The organism is Bartonella sp. AP7XZML (assembly GCF_042195745.1).
GTDB lineage: Bacteria > Pseudomonadota > Alphaproteobacteria > Rhizobiales > Rhizobiaceae > Bartonella.
Map to the genome: position 1 here is coordinate 20,140 of NZ_JBHIOT010000095.1, position 21,532 is coordinate 41,671.

General features: G+C 38.0%; 20 protein-coding genes and 1 pseudogene. 13 read left to right on the forward strand and 8 right to left on the reverse strand.

Annotation, left to right across the window (positions count from 1 at the left end; all coding sequences use genetic code 11):
* Window positions 1–16: 16 nt before the first annotated feature.
* Entirely contained in the window at window positions 17–961 is a 945-nt protein-coding gene (gene fabD, locus ACFILT_RS07140; RefSeq protein ID WP_375679035.1) for an ACP S-malonyltransferase, read from the reverse strand.
* A 76-nt stretch (window positions 962–1,037) separates the two neighbouring features.
* The gene (locus ACFILT_RS07145) at window positions 1,038–1,625 is read right to left on the reverse strand and encodes an undecaprenyl-diphosphatase (RefSeq protein WP_375679821.1); all 588 of its coding nucleotides are present in this window, start codon (window positions 1,623–1,625) and stop codon (window positions 1,038–1,040) included.
* 335 nt (window positions 1,626–1,960) lie between these two features.
* Between ACFILT_RS07145 and rpsF the strand changes: the two genes are divergently transcribed.
* The 9 genes from rpsF (at window position 1,961) to ACFILT_RS07190 (ending at window position 10,882) form a co-directional block, all read left to right on the forward strand.
* Window positions 1,961–2,368, forward strand: a complete 408-nt coding sequence (gene rpsF, locus ACFILT_RS07150; RefSeq protein ID WP_375612935.1) for a 30S ribosomal protein S6 — start codon at window positions 1,961–1,963, stop codon at window positions 2,366–2,368.
* A complete protein-coding gene (rpsR, locus tag ACFILT_RS07155) occupies window positions 2,368–2,616 on the forward strand; it encodes a 30S ribosomal protein S18 (protein ID WP_012754957.1) in 249 nt (82 codons plus the stop codon). Before rpsF ends, rpsR begins: the two co-directional genes overlap by 1 nt.
* A gap of 149 nt (window positions 2,617–2,765) precedes the next feature.
* Entirely contained in the window at window positions 2,766–3,746 is a 981-nt protein-coding gene (locus ACFILT_RS07160; protein ID WP_375629257.1) for a hypothetical protein, read from the forward strand.
* A gap of 25 nt (window positions 3,747–3,771) precedes the next feature.
* Window positions 3,772–4,368, forward strand: coding sequence for a 50S ribosomal protein L9 (gene rplI, locus ACFILT_RS07165; protein WP_273791080.1), 597 nt, complete (start codon window positions 3,772–3,774; stop codon window positions 4,366–4,368).
* 594 nt (window positions 4,369–4,962) lie between these two features.
* The gene (locus ACFILT_RS07170; RefSeq protein WP_375610161.1) at window positions 4,963–6,453 is read left to right on the forward strand and encodes a replicative DNA helicase; all 1,491 of its coding nucleotides are present in this window, start codon (window positions 4,963–4,965) and stop codon (window positions 6,451–6,453) included.
* Between the two features lie 6 nt (window positions 6,454–6,459).
* Window positions 6,460–7,836 (forward strand): DNA repair protein RadA, encoded by a 1,377-nt coding sequence (gene radA, locus ACFILT_RS07175; RefSeq protein ID WP_375612937.1) that lies wholly within the window; start codon window positions 6,460–6,462, stop codon window positions 7,834–7,836.
* A gap of 142 nt (window positions 7,837–7,978) precedes the next feature.
* On the forward strand, window positions 7,979–8,554 hold the full coding sequence (locus tag ACFILT_RS07180) for a CvpA family protein (RefSeq protein ID WP_375629260.1): 576 nt from the start codon (window positions 7,979–7,981) through the stop codon (window positions 8,552–8,554).
* A gap of 82 nt (window positions 8,555–8,636) precedes the next feature.
* Window positions 8,637–10,130 (forward strand): amidophosphoribosyltransferase, encoded by a 1,494-nt coding sequence (gene purF, locus ACFILT_RS07185; protein WP_375610159.1) that lies wholly within the window; start codon window positions 8,637–8,639, stop codon window positions 10,128–10,130.
* A 2-nt stretch (window positions 10,131–10,132) separates the two neighbouring features.
* Entirely contained in the window at window positions 10,133–10,882 is a 750-nt protein-coding gene (locus tag ACFILT_RS07190; RefSeq protein WP_375679048.1) for an SDR family NAD(P)-dependent oxidoreductase, read from the forward strand.
* Between the two features lie 70 nt (window positions 10,883–10,952).
* Here the strand turns inward: ACFILT_RS07190 and pssA are convergent, their stop codons facing one another.
* From pssA to cysS, 5 genes are all read right to left on the reverse strand, one after another.
* On the reverse strand, window positions 10,953–11,792 hold the full coding sequence (pssA, locus tag ACFILT_RS07195; protein WP_375611225.1) for a CDP-diacylglycerol--serine O-phosphatidyltransferase: 840 nt from the start codon (window positions 11,790–11,792) through the stop codon (window positions 10,953–10,955).
* Between the two features lie 8 nt (window positions 11,793–11,800).
* Entirely contained in the window at window positions 11,801–12,499 is a 699-nt protein-coding gene (locus ACFILT_RS07200; RefSeq protein WP_375640554.1) for a phosphatidylserine decarboxylase, read from the reverse strand.
* A gap of 117 nt (window positions 12,500–12,616) precedes the next feature.
* Complete coding sequence (locus ACFILT_RS07205) at window positions 12,617–14,500, reverse strand: ABCB family ABC transporter ATP-binding protein/permease (RefSeq protein ID WP_375612940.1); 1,884 nt, start codon at window positions 14,498–14,500, stop codon at window positions 12,617–12,619.
* Window positions 14,501–14,615: 115 nt separating this feature from the next.
* Window positions 14,616–15,287 carry a DUF421 domain-containing protein gene (locus ACFILT_RS07210; protein WP_375679047.1) on the reverse strand — a complete coding sequence of 224 codons (672 nt, stop codon included), beginning with the start codon at window positions 15,285–15,287 and terminating at the stop codon, window positions 14,616–14,618.
* A gap of 39 nt (window positions 15,288–15,326) precedes the next feature.
* Window positions 15,327–16,835, reverse strand: coding sequence for a cysteine--tRNA ligase (gene cysS / locus ACFILT_RS07215; RefSeq protein WP_375679033.1), 1,509 nt, complete (start codon window positions 16,833–16,835; stop codon window positions 15,327–15,329).
* 499 nt (window positions 16,836–17,334) lie between these two features.
* Here cysS and ACFILT_RS07220 point away from each other — a divergent pair, with 499 nt between their 5' ends.
* Window positions 17,335–17,703, forward strand: coding sequence for a TIGR02301 family protein (locus ACFILT_RS07220; protein WP_375679032.1), 369 nt, complete (start codon window positions 17,335–17,337; stop codon window positions 17,701–17,703).
* A gap of 416 nt (window positions 17,704–18,119) precedes the next feature.
* On the opposite strand, the gene ACFILT_RS07225 is transcribed toward ACFILT_RS07220, so the two are convergent.
* Window positions 18,120–19,448: a dihydroorotase gene (locus ACFILT_RS07225; protein ID WP_375679030.1), complete on the reverse strand. Its 1,329-nt coding sequence runs from the start codon at window positions 19,446–19,448 to the stop codon at window positions 18,120–18,122.
* A gap of 64 nt (window positions 19,449–19,512) precedes the next feature.
* On the opposite strand from ACFILT_RS07225, the gene ACFILT_RS07230 reads away from it, so the two are divergent.
* The 3 genes and pseudogenes from ACFILT_RS07230 to ACFILT_RS07240 form a co-directional block, all read left to right on the forward strand.
* Window positions 19,513–20,385 (forward strand): YgfZ/GcvT domain-containing protein, encoded by an 873-nt coding sequence (locus ACFILT_RS07230; RefSeq protein ID WP_375679822.1) that lies wholly within the window; start codon window positions 19,513–19,515, stop codon window positions 20,383–20,385.
* Entirely contained in the window at window positions 20,378–20,995 is a 618-nt protein-coding gene (locus tag ACFILT_RS07235; RefSeq protein ID WP_375610152.1) for a YfbR-like 5'-deoxynucleotidase, read from the forward strand. The genes ACFILT_RS07230 and ACFILT_RS07235 overlap by 8 nt, the downstream gene beginning before the upstream one ends.
* 351 nt (window positions 20,996–21,346) lie before the next feature.
* Window positions 21,347–21,489, forward strand: a pseudogene (locus ACFILT_RS07240) (integrase); the annotation flags it as partial.
* Window positions 21,490–21,532 lie beyond the last annotated feature (43 nt).

Below are 21,532 nucleotides of genomic sequence, written 5' to 3' on the forward strand. Positions count from 1 at the left end.
TTTAACTCCTTATAGATTAAACGCCGAGCATACCTAGCGCTGATTCTATTTCATCAACTGTTCCAATGGTTACCCCCTTTATATCTTTGTTAATACGACGCGTTAAACCTGTTAATACTTTTCCAGAACCAACTTCAAAAAGCGTATCAACTCCATTAGCAGCGATCCATTCTATTGTTTCACGCCATCGCACCCTCCCAGTCACTTGTTGGACAAGAAGAGTAGTAATACGCTCTGGATTGCTCTCAGGTGCAACAGAAACATTGGCAATCAAAGGAACAATAGGGGACATTTTGTTAACAGTCAAAAGTGCTTTCTTCATGGCATCAGCAGCAGGTTGCATTAAAGATGAATGAAAAGGTGCAGAAACAGGAAGAAGAAGTGCACGTTTTGCACCTTTTGTTGATGCAATCTCTACCGCTGCCTCAACTGCTTTTGCTTTACCGGAAATAACAATTTGCCCACCACCATTATCATTAGCAATCTGACATAGTCCTTCTCCAGAAACAGTTTCACAAATTTCTTCCACAATGTACTCTTCTAAACCAATTAATGCAGCCATAGAACCTTCACCAACCGCGACAGCAGCCTGCATAGCATTGCCACGAATACGCAAAAGTCTTGCCGTATCTGTGAGAGTAAATGTACCAGCAGCACAAAGAGCCGAATATTCTCCTAAAGAATGACCAGCAACAAACCTTACCTTTTCTTCTATACGAAGCCCTAATTGTTTCATCACACAAATGACAGCCATAGATACAGCCATTAATGCCGGTTGTGCATTTGCTGTTAACGTTAAAACATCTGCTGGTCCCTCAAAAATGATCTTTGATAATTTCTCACCCAAAGCATCATCAACTTCCTCGAAAACCATCCGTGCGACAATAAATTGCTCTGCAAGCGCTTTCCCCATACCAACAAGTTGACTCCCCTGCCCTGGAAAAACAAAAGCTGCACCCATTTATCAACTCCTAAAATGTACAATTAAATTATTTTCTTTTGACCTTATTCATCCGCACAAATCAAGATAAAGCCCTTTATTTAAAACGAATACCACACTTAAAATTATATTTTAAGGGCGGAATTTGATATAAAAACTTAGGAAAATAGGGTGCTATAAACTGAATAACACCCAAACTTATGAGACTTCCTAAAAGTGCACCTGCTAAAATATCAAAGGGATAATGTACACCCACAAAGATGCGCGCCCAACAGATCAAGCACAAAAACACGGTGGCAAATTTAAAAGTAACTTTGTATCGGTAAAAATAAAAGTTAGCTGCATAAGATGCAATGGTCAAGGCATGATTACTAGGAAAAGAAGCTGTTGCACGATGTTGAATAAGCGGTGTCGTCAGCCCTACCACGAATGGGCGAGGATGAAAATAAAAAAGAGAAATGAGATAACCTATGAAAAGAGATGCACAAATACTCATGCAAATGCTTAGCACAACACACCGTTCCCTCTCCCCACCACAAAACCACAACGCACAAAGATGGAGAGGAATAATATAAATTAAAAACTTTGCACAAAAAATACTAAACAAAACTACAATCGACCAAGCTTGATGATTGCCGACAAACATTTCAAAGAGTGTAACATCAATCTGGTTTAAAAAGTCCATTTTTCCCTCCTTTGCCTTTATATTACAGTATTATCTTTTTGTAGAAGAAGGAAATATATCAAGATTTAACAAATCAATTTTTTTGTGTGCATAAACTTGCTATTTTAAAAGATAACCTGTAGATATGAAATATTCGTTGCCGGCACTTTAGCTGGAGGTTGAACGGAGGGCTGTAAAATATCAGTAGGAAATACAATGTTTCCGGCCTCCCGTATCTCCGCTCTGAGATGTCTCGAATTGTAAACGCGTCCTTTCTTCTTTGGATTTCCAAAAAAGACAAGTCGCAGAGGCTTTGCGCTAAAACCGGTGAAATTTAATTGAAGAAAGGCAAAACAATGGCTCTTTATGAACATATGTTCCTTGCCCGACAAGACATTGCACCGCAGCAAGTTGATGAACTTTTGAGTCTCTACAAAGGTGTCATTGAAGCGCATGGTGGAAAAGTTGGGCGTATAGAAAATTGGGGACTTCGTCCTCTTGCTTACCGTATTCGTAAAAACCGTAAAGCTTATTATGTCTTAGTCAATATTGATGCACCAGCTTCAGCAATTGCTGAAGTGGAGCGTCAGATGCGCATCAATGAAGATATTTTGCGTTATATGACCATTCGCGTAGAAAAACACGAAAAAGAAAAATCTGCTATGCTCTCACACCTTGATCGCAATAGTCACATTGGACATGATGAAGAGCGTCCTCGTTTTCCACGTCGTCAACGTGAAAATACTATAGAAGGGGTAGAATGATGACTGATACTAATCAAAACTCTGCACGTCGCCCCTTTCATCGTCGTCGTAAAACATGTCCTTTTTCAGGGACCAATGCTCCCAAAATTGATTATAAAGACATCAAGTTGTTACAACGTTATATTTCCGAACGTGGGAAAATTGTTCCTTCACGGATTACTGCTGTTAGTCAGAAAAAACAGCGTGAATTAGCTAATGCTATCAAACGTGCTCGCTTTTTAGGCTTACTTCCGTACGTTATAAAGTAAGCAATCAATACGCTATGCAACTGGAGAGTTTCTCCAGTTGCATTTCTTATATGGTTAAAAAATAGCTTGTTGTATCCTATGTTAAGCTATTAAATGTCAAAGTTGGGGTATTGACACGCCTCTAACTGCAGAAAGCAGGACAGCAATAAATGAAAAAAAATCGTACTTATGAGATATTAACCGGTATTTTGGCAGGATTGTTTGCTGTTGTGATAGGACTGGCAATCATCAGTGTTGCAAATATCGCGCCCTTTTTTTCTCTTCTTCTTGGCTGCTTTCTTTCATTGCCAATTTTTATTGTTGCGTTCGGTCAAGGAACATTAGCCAGTCTCATCGCCCTCATAAGTGCCACTGTTGTTCTTATCATAACCACTAATACCTATATTGCTCTTGGCTTTATGTTCTTATTTTTCCTTCCTGCTGTCTATGCTTCTTGGCTTCTTGGGCTTGCACGACCAGCGCAAAAAGAAAACGAACTGATATGGTATCCATTATCATCGGTTATTTTTCATTTAACTAATTTTATCGCTCTTATAGCAACTTTCATTGGGCTCTATGTTCAAACACGTCCTTCCACACCCATCGTTGCAAAAAAAATCACCGAAAACATAGCACAAACTCTGCAACAAACACAGTCAATAAAAGAAGCCGATATACGCGCTTTTAATGAGCTTTTAATGACGCATACAGCAACTTTTACTGCTTTTTCTTTGACTATTTATAGTTTGGTTTTTCTCATTGGTAACCTTTACTTTTCCATGATAGCAGCACAACATATGAAATGGCTGAAAAGACCCCGTGATGATTGGAGCCAAACTCTCCGCCTTCCAATTTCTGGAATTATTATTTTTATTATTGTTTGCATAGCATCGATGATTGAGTTGAGCGCTTCTCTTAACTTGAGTACCCGTGTCTTTAGTACTGCATACATTGTCATCATATTAATTAGCGGTCTAGCATATCTTCACAATATTACAAAAGGGGTAAACGGTCGGATTATTATACTTTCTCTTGTTTATATTGCTATTTTTACAGTCGTTTTTACTCCACCTATTGTTTTCATGATGCTTTTGATGGGAATTTGGGCTGCTATTCAATACAATTTTCAATCACGCAAAAAACTCCACTAAATTTATTTGTTCGAAAGGAAAAACTATGGATATTATTTTACTTGAGCGCATTCCTCGTCTTGGTCAGATGGGTGATATTGTCTCAGTTAAAGATGGTTATGCGCGTAATTTTCTCTTGCCTCAAGGTAAAGCTTTACGCGCAAATGAAGCTAATAAAAAACATTTTGAGGTACAACGTGCACAACTTGAAGCACGTAATCTTGAACGCAAAAGCGAAGCGCAAAAAATTGCTGAAAAACTTGATGGACAATCATTCATTGTTGTTCGTTCTGCTGGTGAAACAGGACAACTTTATGGTTCTGTGTCAACACGTGATATTGCTGAAATCATAACAGATGAAGGCTTTTCTATTGGAAGAAATCAAATCGAACTTAATCATCCAATAAAAATGATCGGTCTTCACACTATCACTCTTAGCTTACATCCAGAGGTTCAAATTTCTGTGATTATTAATGTTGCGCGTTCTACCAGTGAAGCACAACGCCAAGCAGAAGGTGAAACCCTCACTTCGGCTAAAGAAATATATAATATTCAAGAAGAATTATTAGAAGAAAGTCAGGAAGAATTATTGGCAGAAGAAATTAATGACAACGATATAAACAGTTCTCATCAAGAAGCTTAATTGCTATTTTTGCTTTCTGTTTTATATTTTTTATTCCATTTTAAATATCGCTCATAAAATACTCACACTTTAAAAGTGAGTATTTTATGGCTATCGTACATAAAGAACCTAATTTTTATGAAAGAATTAGAAATATATTATTTAAAGGCATTACATGCCGAGAATGATAATATCACTAAGAGTGAAATGTCTTTTTTTTCCAGCATATAAAGCAAAAATAATTTAAAGTTCTACCCTTAAGGCTAAAGTTTGTATGAGCGTTAAGTTGATTATATCCTCACATGATCTGAAATAATTTCAGTTATAAAAAAATAATTCTACTTACACAGATATTGGAATTTTAAGGTTAAGTAACTTAAAAATACTTAAATTTAGAGTAGCAAAACTTCCACTTTAAAATCACATATTATAAAATAAAATAGATAGACGTTAGATAAATAATACACAAATGATAAATGAGGAACGAAAAGAGAGTTTTAAAAAATTATATAATTTTAACTTAAAATGAAGATTTGTAGCTCTATTCTTTTAATTATACGATTTTCAATTTATCGCCTAAAGTAGCTAGACTTAGAATTTTAGTGGAAAAATATTATGGAAGAAACTAACGTTGTTAATGTCAGCTCTTCAAAGAAAGAGGATTCTCCTTCTTTTCGGCAACTTCCGCATAATATTGAAGCTGAACAGGCATTGCTTGGTGCCATCTTTATCAACAATGATTCTCTTGACCGCGTTTCAGATTTTCTAAAACCAGAACATTTTTTTGAACCATTGCATCAAAAAATTTATCATGTTTTATCTCACCTTATTAAAATAGGAAAACGTGTAGATCCAGTTACAATCAAGCCCTATATCCAAATGGAAGAAAAAATTGGAGATATTACTGTATACCAATATGTTGTTCGCTTAGCCACAGAGGCAGTCACTATTATTAACGCTGAAGATTATGGACGCGTCATTTACGATCTCTTTATCCGACGGTCTTTGATTAACCTTGGAACTCAAGTTGTCAATACAGCCTTTGATGCTCCTGTAGAACTCACGCCTACCCAACAAATTGAAACTGTTGAAAATCAATTATTTGAGCTAGCAGAAAAAGGGAAATATGGAGGTGGATTTGAAAATTTTAATGAGGCTATTAAAAAAGCTATCGATATGGCAAGTGCTGCGAAAAAGCGCTCTTCACAATTATCAGGGATAGCCACCCATATTAAAACACTTGATGAAAAAATGGGAGGATTACAAGCATCTGACTTAATTATCCTTGCGGGCCGCCCTGGTATGGGTAAAACCTCACTGGCTACCAATATTGCCTTTAATATTGCTAATGCTTATAATCGTAATGCCAATATCCAAGAAAATGAAGGCGGCATTGTGGGATTCTTCTCACTTGAAATGTCATCCGAACAGCTTGCAACCCGTATTATTTCTGAACAAACAGAAGTCTCTTCTTCTGATATTCGGCGTGGCAATATTTCAGATGAACAATTTTCAAAAATTATTCGTGCGGTGAACCAACTACAAAAGGCACCACTTTATATTGATCAAACTGGGGGAATATCAATTACGCAATTAGCTGCTCGTGCGCGGCGTCTCAAGCGGCAACATGGTTTAGATATCTTGTTTATTGACTATATCCAACTCATGACAAGCAGTTCAAAGCGTTCATCAGAAAATCGTGTTCAAGAGATCACAGAAATTACCACAGGATTAAAAGCATTAGCAAAAGAATTGAATATTCCTATTATCGCTCTCTCTCAACTTTCTCGTCAAGTAGAAAATAGAACAGATAAACGTCCACAGCTCTCAGATTTACGTGAATCTGGTTCAATTGAGCAAGATGCCGACATCGTTCTGTTTGTCTATCGCGAAGAATATTATCTCAAAAATGAAGAACCAAAACTAGGTAGCTTGGAACATACGAAATGGCAAGAAATAATGGACAAAGCTTTTGGAAAAGCTGATGTTATTATTGCAAAACAGCGCCATGGGCCGACAGGAATCGTGCCCCTTGCCTTTCAATCTGATTTCACACGCTTTAGTGATCTGGCCGATAGCAATTACCTTCCAGAGCAAATTGGTTAAATCGACATGGCGCGTAATCGTATTCAATTTATCTGTCAAAATTGCGGAACCATCCATTCCCGTTGGGCAGGAAAATGTAGCGCTTGTGGGGAATGGAATTCCCTTATCGAAGAAACTATAAATAGCGGCATAGGAAGTGGTCCTAAGCAGAATGCTCGTAAAGGACGCATTGTCACACTCACATCTCTTTCTGGAAATATCGAAGATGCTCCACGTATTCATTCTGGTATTGCTGAACTTGATCGTGTTACCGGTGGGGGCTTTGTCCGTGGATCAGCACTCCTTGTTGGAGGTGATCCGGGTATTGGTAAATCAACATTGCTGACACAAACAGCCGCTGCTTTATCACGTAAAGGATATAATGTCATCTATGTTTCAGGTGAAGAAGCTATTGCGCAAATTTGTCTGCGCGCACAAAGGCTTGAAGCTAACAATACAGAAGTGAAACTTGCTGCTGAAACCAATGTTGAAGATATTCTGGCAACCTTAAGCGAACATAAAAACCTTGATATGGTGATTATCGATTCGATTCAAACCCTATGGTCAGATACAGCAGATTCAGCACCTGGCACTGTCACACAAGTACGTATCGGTGCTCAGGCAATGATCCGCTTTGCCAAGAAAACAGGAGCCGCCGTTGTTCTTGTTGGGCATGTTACAAAAGATGGACAAATTGCTGGTCCTCGAGTCGTTGAACATATGGTTGATGGCGTTCTCTATTTTGAGGGTGAAGGAGGACATCATTATCGCATTCTTAGAACTGTAAAAAATCGCTTCGGACCAACAGATGAAATTGGTGTCTTTGAAATGTCTGATAAAGGATTACGTGAAGTGATAAATCCATCCGAATTATTTTTAGGGGAACGTAATGAAAAAGCACCAGGCGCTGCTGTTTTTGCAGGAATGGAAGGGACACGCCCGATACTCGTAGAAATTCAAGCGCTTGTTGCTCCTTCTTCCCTTGGGACACCAAGACGTGCGGTTGTCGGATGGGATGGAAATCGTCTTTCTATGATTCTTGCCGTTTTAGAAGCCCATTGTGGCATTCGTTTTGGACAGCATGATGTCTATCTGAACGTAGCAGGTGGATATCGCATATCAGAACCCGCTGCTGATTTAGCTGTAGCCGCTGCTTTGGTATCTTCTCTTGCCAATATCGCATTGCCAACGGATTATGTATATTTTGGTGAAGTCAGTCTTTCAGGAGCTACCCGCGCTGTTGCACATTCAGCACAGCGCATCAATGAAGCAAAAAAACTCGGCTTTCAAGGAGCCTTTCACCCCACAACAACAACCGAAATGATGAAGTCGCTCAACTTTCAACAAAAAACTTTCTCCGACCTTCCCGAACTCGTTGCTACTCTTACCGTAAGTAAAAAATGATCTGCACCACAGATATGATAATATAGAAAAAACTCTATAAAATACAAAAGATCCTTGCTATAAGAACAAAAAATGGCATAACAAAAAATATATTTGCACACAGACTTAAAAGAACACAACTTTATGTATAAGGAACAAACAAATGATCATAACAATCCTTGATGGAATTGTCGTAGTAATCATCCTGTTGTCCGCTTTTCTTGCTATGCTTCGAGGATTTTCACGTGAAGTGTTATCGTTGATTTCTTGGGCAGTTGCAGCTGTTACGACACTGTTTTTATTCAAACCTGTCTTACCTTTCTTTGAACAATATCTCTCTAATAAAATGATTGCATTGATCACAACATTGGTCACAATTTTTATTATTGTTCTCATTATTACTTCAATTATTACAATGAAGATCTCTGATTTTATTATTGATAGTCGAATTGGTATCCTTGACCGTGCTATTGGTTTTATTTTTGGAGCACTTCGTGGTTTACTTATCATGGTCATCGGTATGTTACTGCTTAATGCACTGATTAAACCCGAGCTTCAAGCGAATTGGTTAAAAAATGCAAAAACAAGGCCTATTTTAGATTCATTGGGACAAAAAGTTTGGGAAATACTCCCCAAAGATATTGGATCTGTTCTCGAAAAGACGGAAAATTTGTTTAAAGACAGCAATAAACATACGTATGAGCAACACTCTCATGAAAAGATAATTTTCAAAAAATAGAGAATAGTTTTTCATGAGGAAAGAGAACTAAATGATGTAAAATGTGATATTAATGATTCCTCCATATCACAACTGAAAGAATATGATGATAAAAAGCGATGTTTTCTGTCAAGAATTTTCATTAGATGATGATACCCTTCATGAAGAATGTGGAGTTTTTGGTATTCTTGGGCATGAAGATGCCGCAACATTAACAGCTCTTGGACTCCACGCACTTCAGCATCGTGGGCAAGAAGCAGCTGGGATTGTTTCTTACCATAATAAAATATTTCATCAAGAAAAGCATTTAGGTCTTGTTGGCGATCACTATACAAACCCTGCAACACTTGCGCGCTTACCAGGAAATCGTGCTATTGGACATACCCGTTATTCAACAACTGGAGAAGTGGCATTACGCAATGTTCAACCCCTTTTTGCTGAATTGAAAGTTGGAGGTATTGCTATTGCGCATAATGGTAATCTTACCAATGGTCTCACATTACGCCGTGAACTCATCGCTTCTGGTGCTATCTGTCAATCAACGTCAGATTCAGAAGTTTTTCTCCATCTTATCGCCCGCTCACGTTATGAATCGTCCTCTGATCGTTTTGTTGACGCGATTCGGCAAGTAGAAGGTGGGTATGCTATGTTAGCGCTCACACGTACAAAGCTTATTGCGGCACGCGATCCAACAGGAATTAGACCTCTCGTGATGGGGGAACTTGATGGTAAGCCTATCTTTTGTTCTGAAACTTGTGCTCTTGATATTATTGGAGCAAAATATGTCCGTGATGTTAAAAATGGAGAAATCATCATATGTGAAATACAAAAAAATGGGGAAATTACGAAAAAAATTATAAAACCAGAAAATACAAAACCAGAAAAACTTTGCTTGTTTGAATATGTTTATTTTGCCCGTCCGGACTCAATCGTTGGAGGACGTAGTGTTTATACAACACGCAAAAATATGGGAATCCGTTTAGCACAGGAAGCCCCTTGTGAGGGTGATGTTGTGGTTCCTGTTCCTGATGGAGGAACGCCTGCTGCAATTGGCTATGCACAAGAAATTGGAATTCCCTTCGAGCTTGGTATTATTCGTAATCACTATGTTGGCCGCACTTTTATCGAACCAACACAACAAATTCGCGCTTTTGGCGTCAAGTTAAAACATTCGGCAAACCGTCCTGTGATTGAAGGAAAACGTGTTATTCTGGTTGATGACTCTATTGTGCGTGGAACAACATCCCTTAAAATTGTACGAATGCTTCGCGATGCAGGAGCAAAAGAAGTTCATATGCGCATTTCTAGCCCTATGATTTTTTATCCTGACTTTTATGGTATTGATACACCTAAAGCTGAAAACCTTTTAGCAAATCAATATCCAGATTTAAAATCTATGTGTGATTTTATTGGAGCGGATTCATTAGAATTTCTTTCAACGGATGGATTATATCTTGCTGTAGCAGGGGAAAAACGGAATAACGCCGATCCACAATTTACTGACCATTATTTTACTGGATATTATCCTACGCATCTGGTTGATCAAGAAAATCTCTCCAAAATTCATCAATCATCTGTTCTTAAAACAAGAGATTAATGATGACAAAACGTGACTTTAGTCTCCATGGGCGTGTTGCACTTGTTACTGGCGCATCAAGAGGGATTGGCTATTATTTGGCACTCGAGCTTGCTGCACGCGGCGCTCATATTATTGCTCTTGCACGAACAGTCAGTGGACTTACTGAATTAGATAATCAAATCCGAGAAAAAGGAGCTCATGCAACCCTTGTTCCCCTTGACTTGCATCATATGGAAAACATCGATACCCTTGCTATCTCAATTGCCAAACGCTGGAAAAAACTTGATATTATCATTGCAAACGCAGGAATTCTTGGAACACTCTCACCAATAGCGCATATAGAAAACACGGTATTTGAAGATGTTTTTCAAATAAATCTTTTCAGCCAATGGCGCTTAATGAAAGCCGTTGAGCCTTTATTACGTGAATCTGATGCTGGACGAGCCATCCTGTTATCCTCAAGCGTTGCGCATGCTGCGCGCCCTTTCTGGGGAGCTTATGCAGCCTCTAAAGCAGCTTTAGAGGTGATTGCCCGCTGTTGGGCAGAAGAACTCAAACAAACCCCTATTAAGATTAATTGTGTCAACCCTGGTGCCACACGCACTGCCATGCGCGCTGAAGCTATGCCCGGTGAAGATCCACAAACTCTCCCTTCACCACAAGAGGTTGCAAAAAAGATAGTCCATTTGTTATCACCTGATTTAAAGGAAACTGGAAAACTCTTTAATGTCCATAAAAATCGGTTTGTAGATTATCATGTACCTGATTGATCATCATATGAGAAGTAAATCGTTTGACTCTCTCTTTTTCCTGTGCTTTTCGACAGAAGAATGAAGCACTTTATAATTCTTGGATAGCTTTAGCATCAGCCTTTTTCTCTTCTAAAGTAGCACGTTTATTATAAGCGATAAAACTACAAGGGAGAAAAATCATATAGCTAACAGCTGTAATCAATAAAGTTTCCCATGTGTAAGTCGCAAGAAAACCGACATAAATAACAATGACCAACATGCACGGTATAACGATATCGCGCCTTAAATTTTGATCAATTGTTTTTGCATTCCATACCGGTAAACGACTAATCAAAAGAAAAGCAATAATTACAGTATAAAGACTAAAAAATAATGCCCACCCCCAATTGGGAACCAAACCAAGAGTGCCTAAATAGGTAGGCAATAAAAGTAATAATGCTCCTGCTGGTGCTGGAACACCAACAAAATAACTTCTCTGCCACTTAGGTATATTGGGGTTATCTAACATCACATTAAAACGTGCTAATCGCAAACAACAAGCAACACAATAAACAAGGGCAGCAACCCACCCAATATGATTCGCTTGATTCAAGATAAAAGAATAAACAATGAGTGCAGGGGTAACACCAAAATTTATAACATCAGCAAGAGAATCCATCTGTGCCCCAAAAGATGAACTACCATCTATTAAACGGGCAATGCGACCATCAGCACCATCTAAAACTGCGGCCAAAAGCACCATTAAAATAGCAGCTTCATAGCGATGTTCAAAAGCCAAACGAATGCTGCTCATCCCTGCACAAATTGCTAAAATAGTAATGATATTAGGAATAACATACCGCATTGATGTAGGTGAACGCCGCCGATTTGCAACATCATCATGCTGCCCCTCAGGATTGAATGAAGAAAATGGCGAAAAATTTTTCATTGTGAGTCCTAATCGTATCTGAAATCCGTTGTGGCACTCTTATCATCAAAAGAACCCAAAACTGTTTCTCCAGCAATTGCTGTCTGTCCAACTGCAACACGCAATTTCATTTCAGTTGGTATATAAACATCAAGGCGAGAACCAAAACGAATCAATCCAAATCGCTCACCAGTCATAACGGCATCGTTTTCTTTTGACCAGCAAACAATCCGGCGTGCAACCATTCCCGCTATTTGTACGACACCAATTTTACCATGTTTGCTATCAATTACCACCCCATTACGCTCATTAAACTGACTAGCTTTATCAAAGTCAGCATTAGTAAATCGACCTGGATGATAAACGATAGACTCTACTGTACCACTGATAGGAATACGATTAATATGGCATGAAAAAACATCCATAAAAATGGAAATACGGATCATTTCATCTTTCCCTAATCCTAATTCTTCAGGTGGAACACATGATTCCACAAATGAAATACGCCCATCTGCAGGCGACATAACCCAATTTGAATTCAAAGGGATCACACGATCTGGATCACGGAAAAAGTATACACACCACACCGTGAGAACGAGACCAAACCAAAACAACGGACTCCATATCCAACCAAGAATGAGCGAAATAACAAAAAACGCTACAATAAAAGGATAACCTTCTTTATGAACCGGTACAAAGCTATTATGGAAAGATTGCAGAATACTCATATAATTTCCTATTCATCGTAAACTTAAACAAGCAACAAAGCTTTTTGTTCCTCTTGTGTCTTTTTATGTATTTAATCAATCACTCCATATAAAGATATAGATTACATTTTGCTCTATTTATTTTTTACGATTAACAACACTCGTCTCATCTTCTTCACGCATTTTACGTAATTTTTCTTCCGCTTGCGATGCTTCAAGCTGCTTATTCCACATTGAAGCATAGAGACCTTTCTTGCGTAAAAGCTCTGTATGCGTCCCATTTTCAATAATACGACCACTTTTAAGAACTAAAATTTCATCCGCATTGATAACAGTAGAAAGACGGTGAGCAATAATCAATGTTGTACGTCCACGGCTTACAATATCCAATGCTTGTTGAATTTCCTGTTCCGTCGCCGTATCAAGAGCCGCTGTTGCTTCATCTAGAATAAGAAGTGGAGGGGCTTTTAAGAGTGTCCGTGCAATAGCCACACGTTGTTTTTCACCACCTGATAATTTGAGACCACGCTCTCCTACCATAGATTGAAAACCTTCTGGTAATATCTCAATAAATTTTGATATCTGTGCCATTTCAGCAGCTTTGCGCATCTCTTCATCTGTAGCACTTGGACGCCCATAGCAAATATTATAGGCAATTGTATCATTAAATAACACCGTATCTTGTGGGACCATGCCAATCGCTTCACGCAAACTCTTTTGTGTTACGTCACGAATATCCTGCCCATCAATTGTGATAGAGCCTGCATCAACATCATAAAACCGAAAAAGCAACCGAGAAATAGTAGATTTACCGGCACCCGATGGACCGACAATAGCGACTGTTTTTCCTCCAGGAACTTCAAAATCAATATCTCTGAGAATCTGACGTCTCGAATCATAGGAAAACTTTACCTGATGAAAACAAATGGTCCCATCGCTTATCTCTAACGGTTTAGCATCCGATTTATCAACGATCTCTTTCTGAACATCTAAAAGATCAAACATTGCTTCAATATCCGTTAAACCTTGTCGAATATCACGATACATTGAACCAATAAAATTTAGTGGAATGGAAAGTTGCATTAAAAGCGCATTAATAAAAACAAAATCTCCTAAAGTTTGTGTCTTATAAAAAACTTCATAAGCTGACATCAGCATCATGATCGTCATTCCAATACCAAAGATAAGAGTCTGACCAAAATTAAGCCAGCTTAAAGATGTCCAAATCTTTGTTGCGGCTTTTTCATAACCTACCATAGAAGCATCAAATCGATCGGCTTCTAGAGTTTCATTACCAAAATATTTGACCGTTTCAAAATTCAAAAGAGAATCAACAGCGCGAGTATTCGCCTCAGTATCCGCTGTATTCATTTTTTGTCGAATGCGAATACGCCAATCACTCGCCTTAATGGTAAACAAGATATATAATCCAACCGTTGCAACAACAATGAGAAGATAATGCCACCCATAACTTATGTAAAATACCAGTGCCGTTAATATAAATTCTAAAACTGTCGGTACTGTACTAAGAATTGAAAATCTTACAATCGCTTCAATTCCTTTTGTTCCACGCTCAATCACACGAGAAAGCCCACCTGTTCGGCGTTCCAAATGAAATCGCAAAGATAACTCATGCATATGTACAAAGGTTTTATAAGCTAATTGACGAACAGCGTATTGACCAACAGTGGCAAACAGGGAATCGCGTAATTGATTTAATCCAGCCTGCATAATACGCGCGACATTGTATGCCAAAACGAGCATGATGGGAATAATCCAACTGGATGGGAACCATTCAGGTAGCTGAAAGCTTGAATCAAGCACATTCGTAGAATATTTAAATAAATACGGTACAGATATGAGAACGAGCTTAGCCAAAACAAGATAAAATATTGCCCATAGCACACGCATTTTTAGATCACGCCGACCTACCGGCCACATATAGGGCCATAAATTGTAAAGTGTGTGCAGAGTCTTCCCTGTATCTGATGATACAGTTTTTGTCATTTCATTGCGTTTCATAAAGTCCTTACTTCTCTATCATCCGCACAAACAGGCAAAATACCCTCTGTGGTTATTTATAGATTCATCTCTTCATTACGGCTTCCAATAAGCTATACCTACCCGTTTTTTGAAGTTAGACTGTTTTTGAAAAAGGAACAAGAAATAATCCACTATATAATTTATTATTTGGGTCTATATTCTCATACCACTCTGCTGCAAATAAATTTTCAACTTTTACATGTTTTTTTTTCAGTTCTGCATGAAGCCACTTTTTTGTTTTACCAATCTCTTTCAGCCCCTTATCAAGAATTTCACCATTTTGTATTAAAATGATAGACTTCTTTCCTTCTTCCTTTTTAATAACGGAACAATCGCCATTGGTTTCTAAACGAACGAAAGCAGCTTCATGTAAACTACAGCCTTTAATGCGCAACATTGTAATCAGATCATTCACACTGATACCTAATTTTTTAATCTTATCCACTTGAAATACTCCATCTAAAACCAATGCAATATGTCGTCCTGCAATGAGACGACGAAAAAAAACTGAATAGCGCATCAGAAAATTAAGAGATGTGACTAAAGTCTGCCAAATAAATAAGACGATCAACAATTGAATACTGCTAACATCCGGACTATAAATAACGCCTCCAATAATACTTCCCATGACAAAATTACTTACCAAATCAACTGGCGTCATTTGACTAAGACTACCACGACCTGTGGTTCTTAAAATCAAGAGGAAAGCGATAAGTCCTACAACTAGTTTTAGTGCGACATACCCATAATGATATAAAAATTCCATCATATTCTCCTTTTTTATGGAGCTGCTGGAATAGAGACATTAGTGTCGCTTTATTTCCCACACAGTTATGCGCTCACCACTCTGCGGATCCTTACTGTCTTTTAAAAGAACCCCCTCGGCTGCAAGCTCATCACGAATTGTATCCGCAGCTTCCCACTCTTTATTATGGATAAGTCTTAGTCTTTCGGCAATGCGCTGATCAATAAATTTTGTATCAAGGAAAGTTTTTCTCATAAATAATGGGCAATCTATTTCTTTAATCCATTCTTGTCTTAACAGTCCTAATAAATTCATCCCATTCAGAAGAGCCAAAGCATTTCCTTCTTTATAAAATTTTCGCAAAAGAGTCAGTGCTTTTGGAGTATTAAGATCATCACTAAGTGCATCTATCAAAGTATCATCAATTGCTTCATTGTTTTTCATCTCACTCTTTTTGCTGCGAAGCCATTCATACCAACGATACAGTTCGCTGCTCGATTGTATTAAACGCTGAGCTGTCCAATTTAATGGTTCACGATAATGTGTTTGCAACATCGAAAAACGCGCAGACAAACCAGCCCAATTTTGCTTCATTTCATCGGCTAAAATACCATTAAACTCCCCAAAATTATTCTCTAAAACAGAACGAATAGTTATGAAATTGCCAAAGCTTTTCGACATCTTTTTGCCTTCAACTTGTAAAAAACCATTATGCATCCAAAAATTAGCCATTCGCTCCGTCCCAAAAGCTGAACAACTTTGTGCAATCTCATTTTCATGATGAGGAAAAATTAAATCAATTCCACCACCATGGATATCAAAAACATTGGCGGTCGGATCATCACAGGTTAAACCACCGCCATAGGGCGCTAATAACTTTGCCATTGACATTGCAGAACATTCAATATGCCAACCTGGACGACCTAAAACAGGAATTCCGCCCGGTGATTCCCAACCTGGTTCTCCTTCCACAGAAGGCTTCCACAAAACAAAATCCATCTCTTCCCTTTTATAAGCAGCAACATCGATACGCGCCCCCGCCCTCATTTCATCTAAAGAACGATTTGCAAATGCCCCATAATGGGGAGGATTTTTTATGCTACTTACAGAAAATAATATATGATTTTCCGCTTCATAAGCGTGCCCCTTTTCAAGCAATCTTTCAATTAAAGAGCGCATCTCCTCTAAATGCTCAGTAGCGCGTGGCTGACTGGTTGGCAACAGACAACCAAGTGCTATGGTATCTTGTTGAAACTGAGAATATGTACGTTCTGTTAAGTGACGAATAGCCTCATTCAATGATACGTTTGGATATTCGCTAGCTGCTCGTGCATTAATTTTATCATCGACATCTGTAATATTACGCGCATATAGAACATGCTCATTACCATAAATATGACGCAATAAGCGAAATAAAATATCAAAAACAATAACAGGACGTGCATTTCCTATATGCGCATAATCATAAATTGTCGGTCCACAAACATAAAGACGTACTCTTGTCGCATCTATTGGTGTAAATTTTTCTTTTTTACGTGTTAGCGTATTATAAAATCGCAACTCTTTCATTTATTGACTCCATGGACGATATTATGCACCGATCCTTTTAGATGTATCTTATCTCAAATCATTGTATTACGCGGTTTAAGCTAAAAACTTGTATCTTATAGTAAATTCTTCTTACCATTTTCCCATTGTATTTACGGCTGTATTCATCGTTTATCATAAAAACAATCTATTTTATTTGATTGGACAAAAGCGTTCTATCATTAGAGATGCTTTCTCTCATTAAAGAAAATGAGCTTAGAAAAAAATCTATAGGCAATACAATATAAATCTATGTGAAAAATAGATAGCTTGCAGGCAGAAAATCTTAAATTTTTAACCACACAAAGCTTCGTCAGTATTTTCAATATTCCACAATGGGTTCCCTACTGCCTCTTACGCCCTATATTTTATAATCAATAATTGAGAATAATGTAGCAATTAACTTTATTTTTTTACACCGTTCTCATGACAAAATTATTTCATCTTTACAGAACTTTATTCAAAGAAAGCAATAAAAATAATGCAGTATAGATTGATAAACATCATTATTTTAATATTTCTTGTCATTTCAATGCCAGCCTTTGCACAACAATCTCCACCCTATGAAAAAAAATTACTCCGACTAGCAGAAATTTTGGGATCATTGCATTCTCTCCAAAATCTTTGCGAGCCTCCAACAAACCAATGGTATGACTATATGAATGCACTGATTGAAGCAGAACGCCCCATTCCACAAAGACGTGCTTATTTTTATGAAGCGTTTAATGAAGCGTATCGTGCTTTCTCAGAAAATTATCATCATTGTACACAAGCAGCCATTGAAGCCAATCAAAAATATATTGAGGAAGGAAGAATTTTATCTGAAAACCTCCTCATGCATTATAAATAATTAATCTATACAAAAAGTAGCTCTCTCAATCTTAGCGATATCAATGATACTCCTTTCACAAATGCGGGGAGCAATAAACCAGCTCTGAAAATAGAGAGACGTTTAAAGAATAATATCTTGATACGCTTTTATTCATATGCGCCTTTTTCCCCATACAAAACCGTTCTTTGGCTTCCTCCCCACACTTTAACGGACAAAGATTTTTAACTAAATTTGCTCTGTAAATAATCTAGGTTCTTGTTGAACAAGGTTTCTCTTGGCTTCTAACACATGTAATTTGCTGCATAGTTTCTACAAACAAGCCTAAGAATATTCACCTCGCATTAAAAAAACACTTATGTACCAAAGAGGCTGACATACCCTATATCACCATCTAAAAGATGGTATTTTACGGCATACTTATAATTTTAATTTGTTTACACCAAAGTTTCCATAAATTTAACAGGCTCTCCTTGTGAAGGTGTAACAATTTCACCTTCCCACATAACGCGCATACCACGGATAATAGTCCCAACAGGCCAACCTTTAACTTTTTGACCATCATAAGGTGTCCAACCGGTACGCGAACCAATTAAGCTATTCGTAATAATTTCTTCTCGCTTAAGATCAACAATGGTTAAATCAGCATCAAACCCAACAGCAATGCGCCCTTTACAACTTATACCAAAAATACGACTAGGGCCATGTGAAGTGAGATCAACAAAACGTTCAAGAGATATTTTTCCTGCATTCACATGTGTCAACATAATTGCTGCTGTTGTTTGCACGCCTGTCATACCTGAAGGTGAAGAGGGATAAGGTTGAAGTTTTTCTTCAAGAGTATGAGGCGCATGATCTGAACCTAAGACATCAATAATTCCTTGTTGAACACCGTACCAAAGAGCGTCACGGTGGCGCGGCTCACGAATAGGCGGATTCATCTGAATTAATGTACCAAACTTCTTATAATCATCAGCCGTGAGCGTCAAATGATGTTGTGTCACTTCAATTGTTGCAACATCCTTATGTTTTTTTAGAAAATCAATTTCTTCTTCTGTCGAAAGATGTAACACATGAATCCGAGCCTTCGTCTCATGAGCAATTTTTACCAAACGCTGCGTACATTTTAATGCCGCAACTTCATCACGCCAAATCGGATGTGACGATGCATCCCCTTCAATACGCAATATTTTACGCTCTTTGAGCCTCGCCTCATCTTCAGAATGAAAAGCCGCACGACGGCGTGTATTCTTCAAAATAAGGCGTACACTTTCATCATCATCAACCAAAAGATCACCGGTAGAGGACCCCATAAAGACTTTAATTCCAGCCGCACCAGGAAGTCTTTCTAATTCAGATAGTTCATGAGCATTTTCACGCGTTCCTCCAACCCAAAATGCAAAATCACAATGCATTCGATGAAATGCGCGTTGAACCTTATCGCTTAATGTTTCTTCTGATGTTGTCAATGGATTGGTATTAGGCATTTCAAAAACTGCCGTAACACCCCCTAACACAGCAGAATACGAGCCACTTTCCAAATCCTCCTTATATTCATTTCCTGGTTCACGAAAATGCACTTGGCTATCAATAATTCCTGGTAAAATATGAAGCCCTGTACAATCAATGACCTCACTAGCGGATGCACATGTAAGGTCGCCTATTTCAGCAATACGACCATTTGTAATACCAATATCACGCTTGCTTCTTCCATCATGATTCACAAGTGTTGCACCTTTAAAAATTGTATCAAATGCTTTAAACATAACCACGCTCCTTACATATTGCTCACTTATCGATTATGTAACTTTGAGCAGAAAGGCAAGAACCATGATTAAAAAACAAAATGCCATTTGCTTAAAAAACCGCGGGCTTATTCAAATTACAGGCGAAGAAGCAACAGATTTTCTACAATCCCTGATCACGACAGATGTAAAAAAAATCAGTCCACAGGAACTTTTCCCTGGAGCCCTTTTATCCCCACAAGGAAAGGTTCTTGCTGATTTTCTTATCGGAAAAAAAGAAGATGGTTACCTGATTGATATCAGGATGCCTTTAGCTGATACGCTCCATAAGCGTCTGTTGCTCTATAAGCTGCGCAAAAAAGTAGAAATTACACAACCATTTCAAGAGCTTGTTACAGTTTCTTTGAATAATGAATCAGATGCTTTAAATTTTGATTCAAGTTTTGCTGATAAACGCTTCCCACAACAAGAAAAAATAATACGAATCTATGGCAAAAAACCTTTTTTAACTTCAGAATATCATGACACATGGAATCAATTGCGTATCCGTTATGCAATTGCGGAAAGTGAACAAGACTATGAAATTGGCAAAGTCTTTCCTCATGATATTAATTACGATCAAATCAATGGACTTGCATTCAATAAAGGATGTTATATTGGACAAGAAATTGTTTCACGAATGCACCACCGCCGTGCAGCACGTCGCCGTATTTTTATTGTAAAAGGCCAGTGTAAATTAACCCCTCAATCTAGCATTGAAGCAGGAACAAAAGTGCTTGGCTACTTGGGAACATGTGTAGAAAATGAGGCTCTTGCTTTAATGCGTATTGACCACGTCAAAGATGCTATGGATCATAACATCCCCTTTACTGTAAAAAACATTCCTGTCACTATAAGCATTGCTGAAAATATGAATTTTACCTTTCCTGAAAATACTATAGAAAACACTCATGGCTAAAGCTGAATTATTAAAAAATGGAGAAGCCCGCGCTTGGCAAAGAATGCTCTCTGGAAGGCGACTTGATCTTCTCAACCCTTCTCCTTTTGATGTTGAAATTGAAGATATTGCCCATGGACTTGCTCGCGTAGCACGTTGGAACGGTCAAACACGAGGAGAGCATGCCTATTCTGTTGCACAACATTCACTTTTGGTTGAACAAATATTTCAAAAACTTTTTCCACAATCGGGAAGCAACGAATGTCTTTATGCCCTTCTTCATGATGCTCCAGAATATGTCATCGGCGATATGATTTCCCCTTTTAAAGCTGTCATAGGAAAACAATATGAACGCGTTGAAAAGCGCATCCAAGATGCTATCCACATGCGCTTTTCTCTTCCCGTTGATCTTTCTCAAAAACTTTTAAAAAAAATTAAACAAGCCGACCGTATCGCTGCCTATTATGAAGCGATTACGCTTGCTGGATTTAATACAGAAGAAGCCCTTCACTATTTTGGCTCTCCCAATAATATTTTACCCGATGATCTGAATTTATCCCCCTATTCTACCCAACACATTGAAAACGCATTTTTAACGCGCTTTAATGACTTGGATGTCCAAAGATTATAGCCCCTTCGCATTGTTGATTCCTTGTCATTACAGAATCATCACACTGACTTATAATAATAATTCATTGTTTTTTCATTTTGAATGAGAGCTCCTAATATCGTAAGCTTCACTCATTTCAAATCTGTTTATATTGAATCAATCAAAATCATTCTCTTGCACACCACAAGCGGGTCTGGCGTGTGGGTAAAATTTTTTAAAGAAAGAGTTAAAATGCTTCTTATGAACCATCTCAAGTGCTAAGCGCTGTCGCAGCATTGAAAATTGGCAAAGTGTGTAATAATGCCGGCTTGCTCTCTTATGAAGCGTAAAGACGGGAGTACTCTATAAATTTTATACACTTCATAAGGGACTTACCACTATACTATTCACGAACGCCGTCGCGAAATAGGATTGGGTACCTTAAGAAAGCTTTCTTTAAAAAAGCACGTGAATTAGCGACCCAATGGCGTTCTGTTTTGCATGAGAGGCGTGACTTCATTAAAGAAATGGAAAAAATCACAGTTCAAATTGTATACAAAATATATTAAATAATGCACA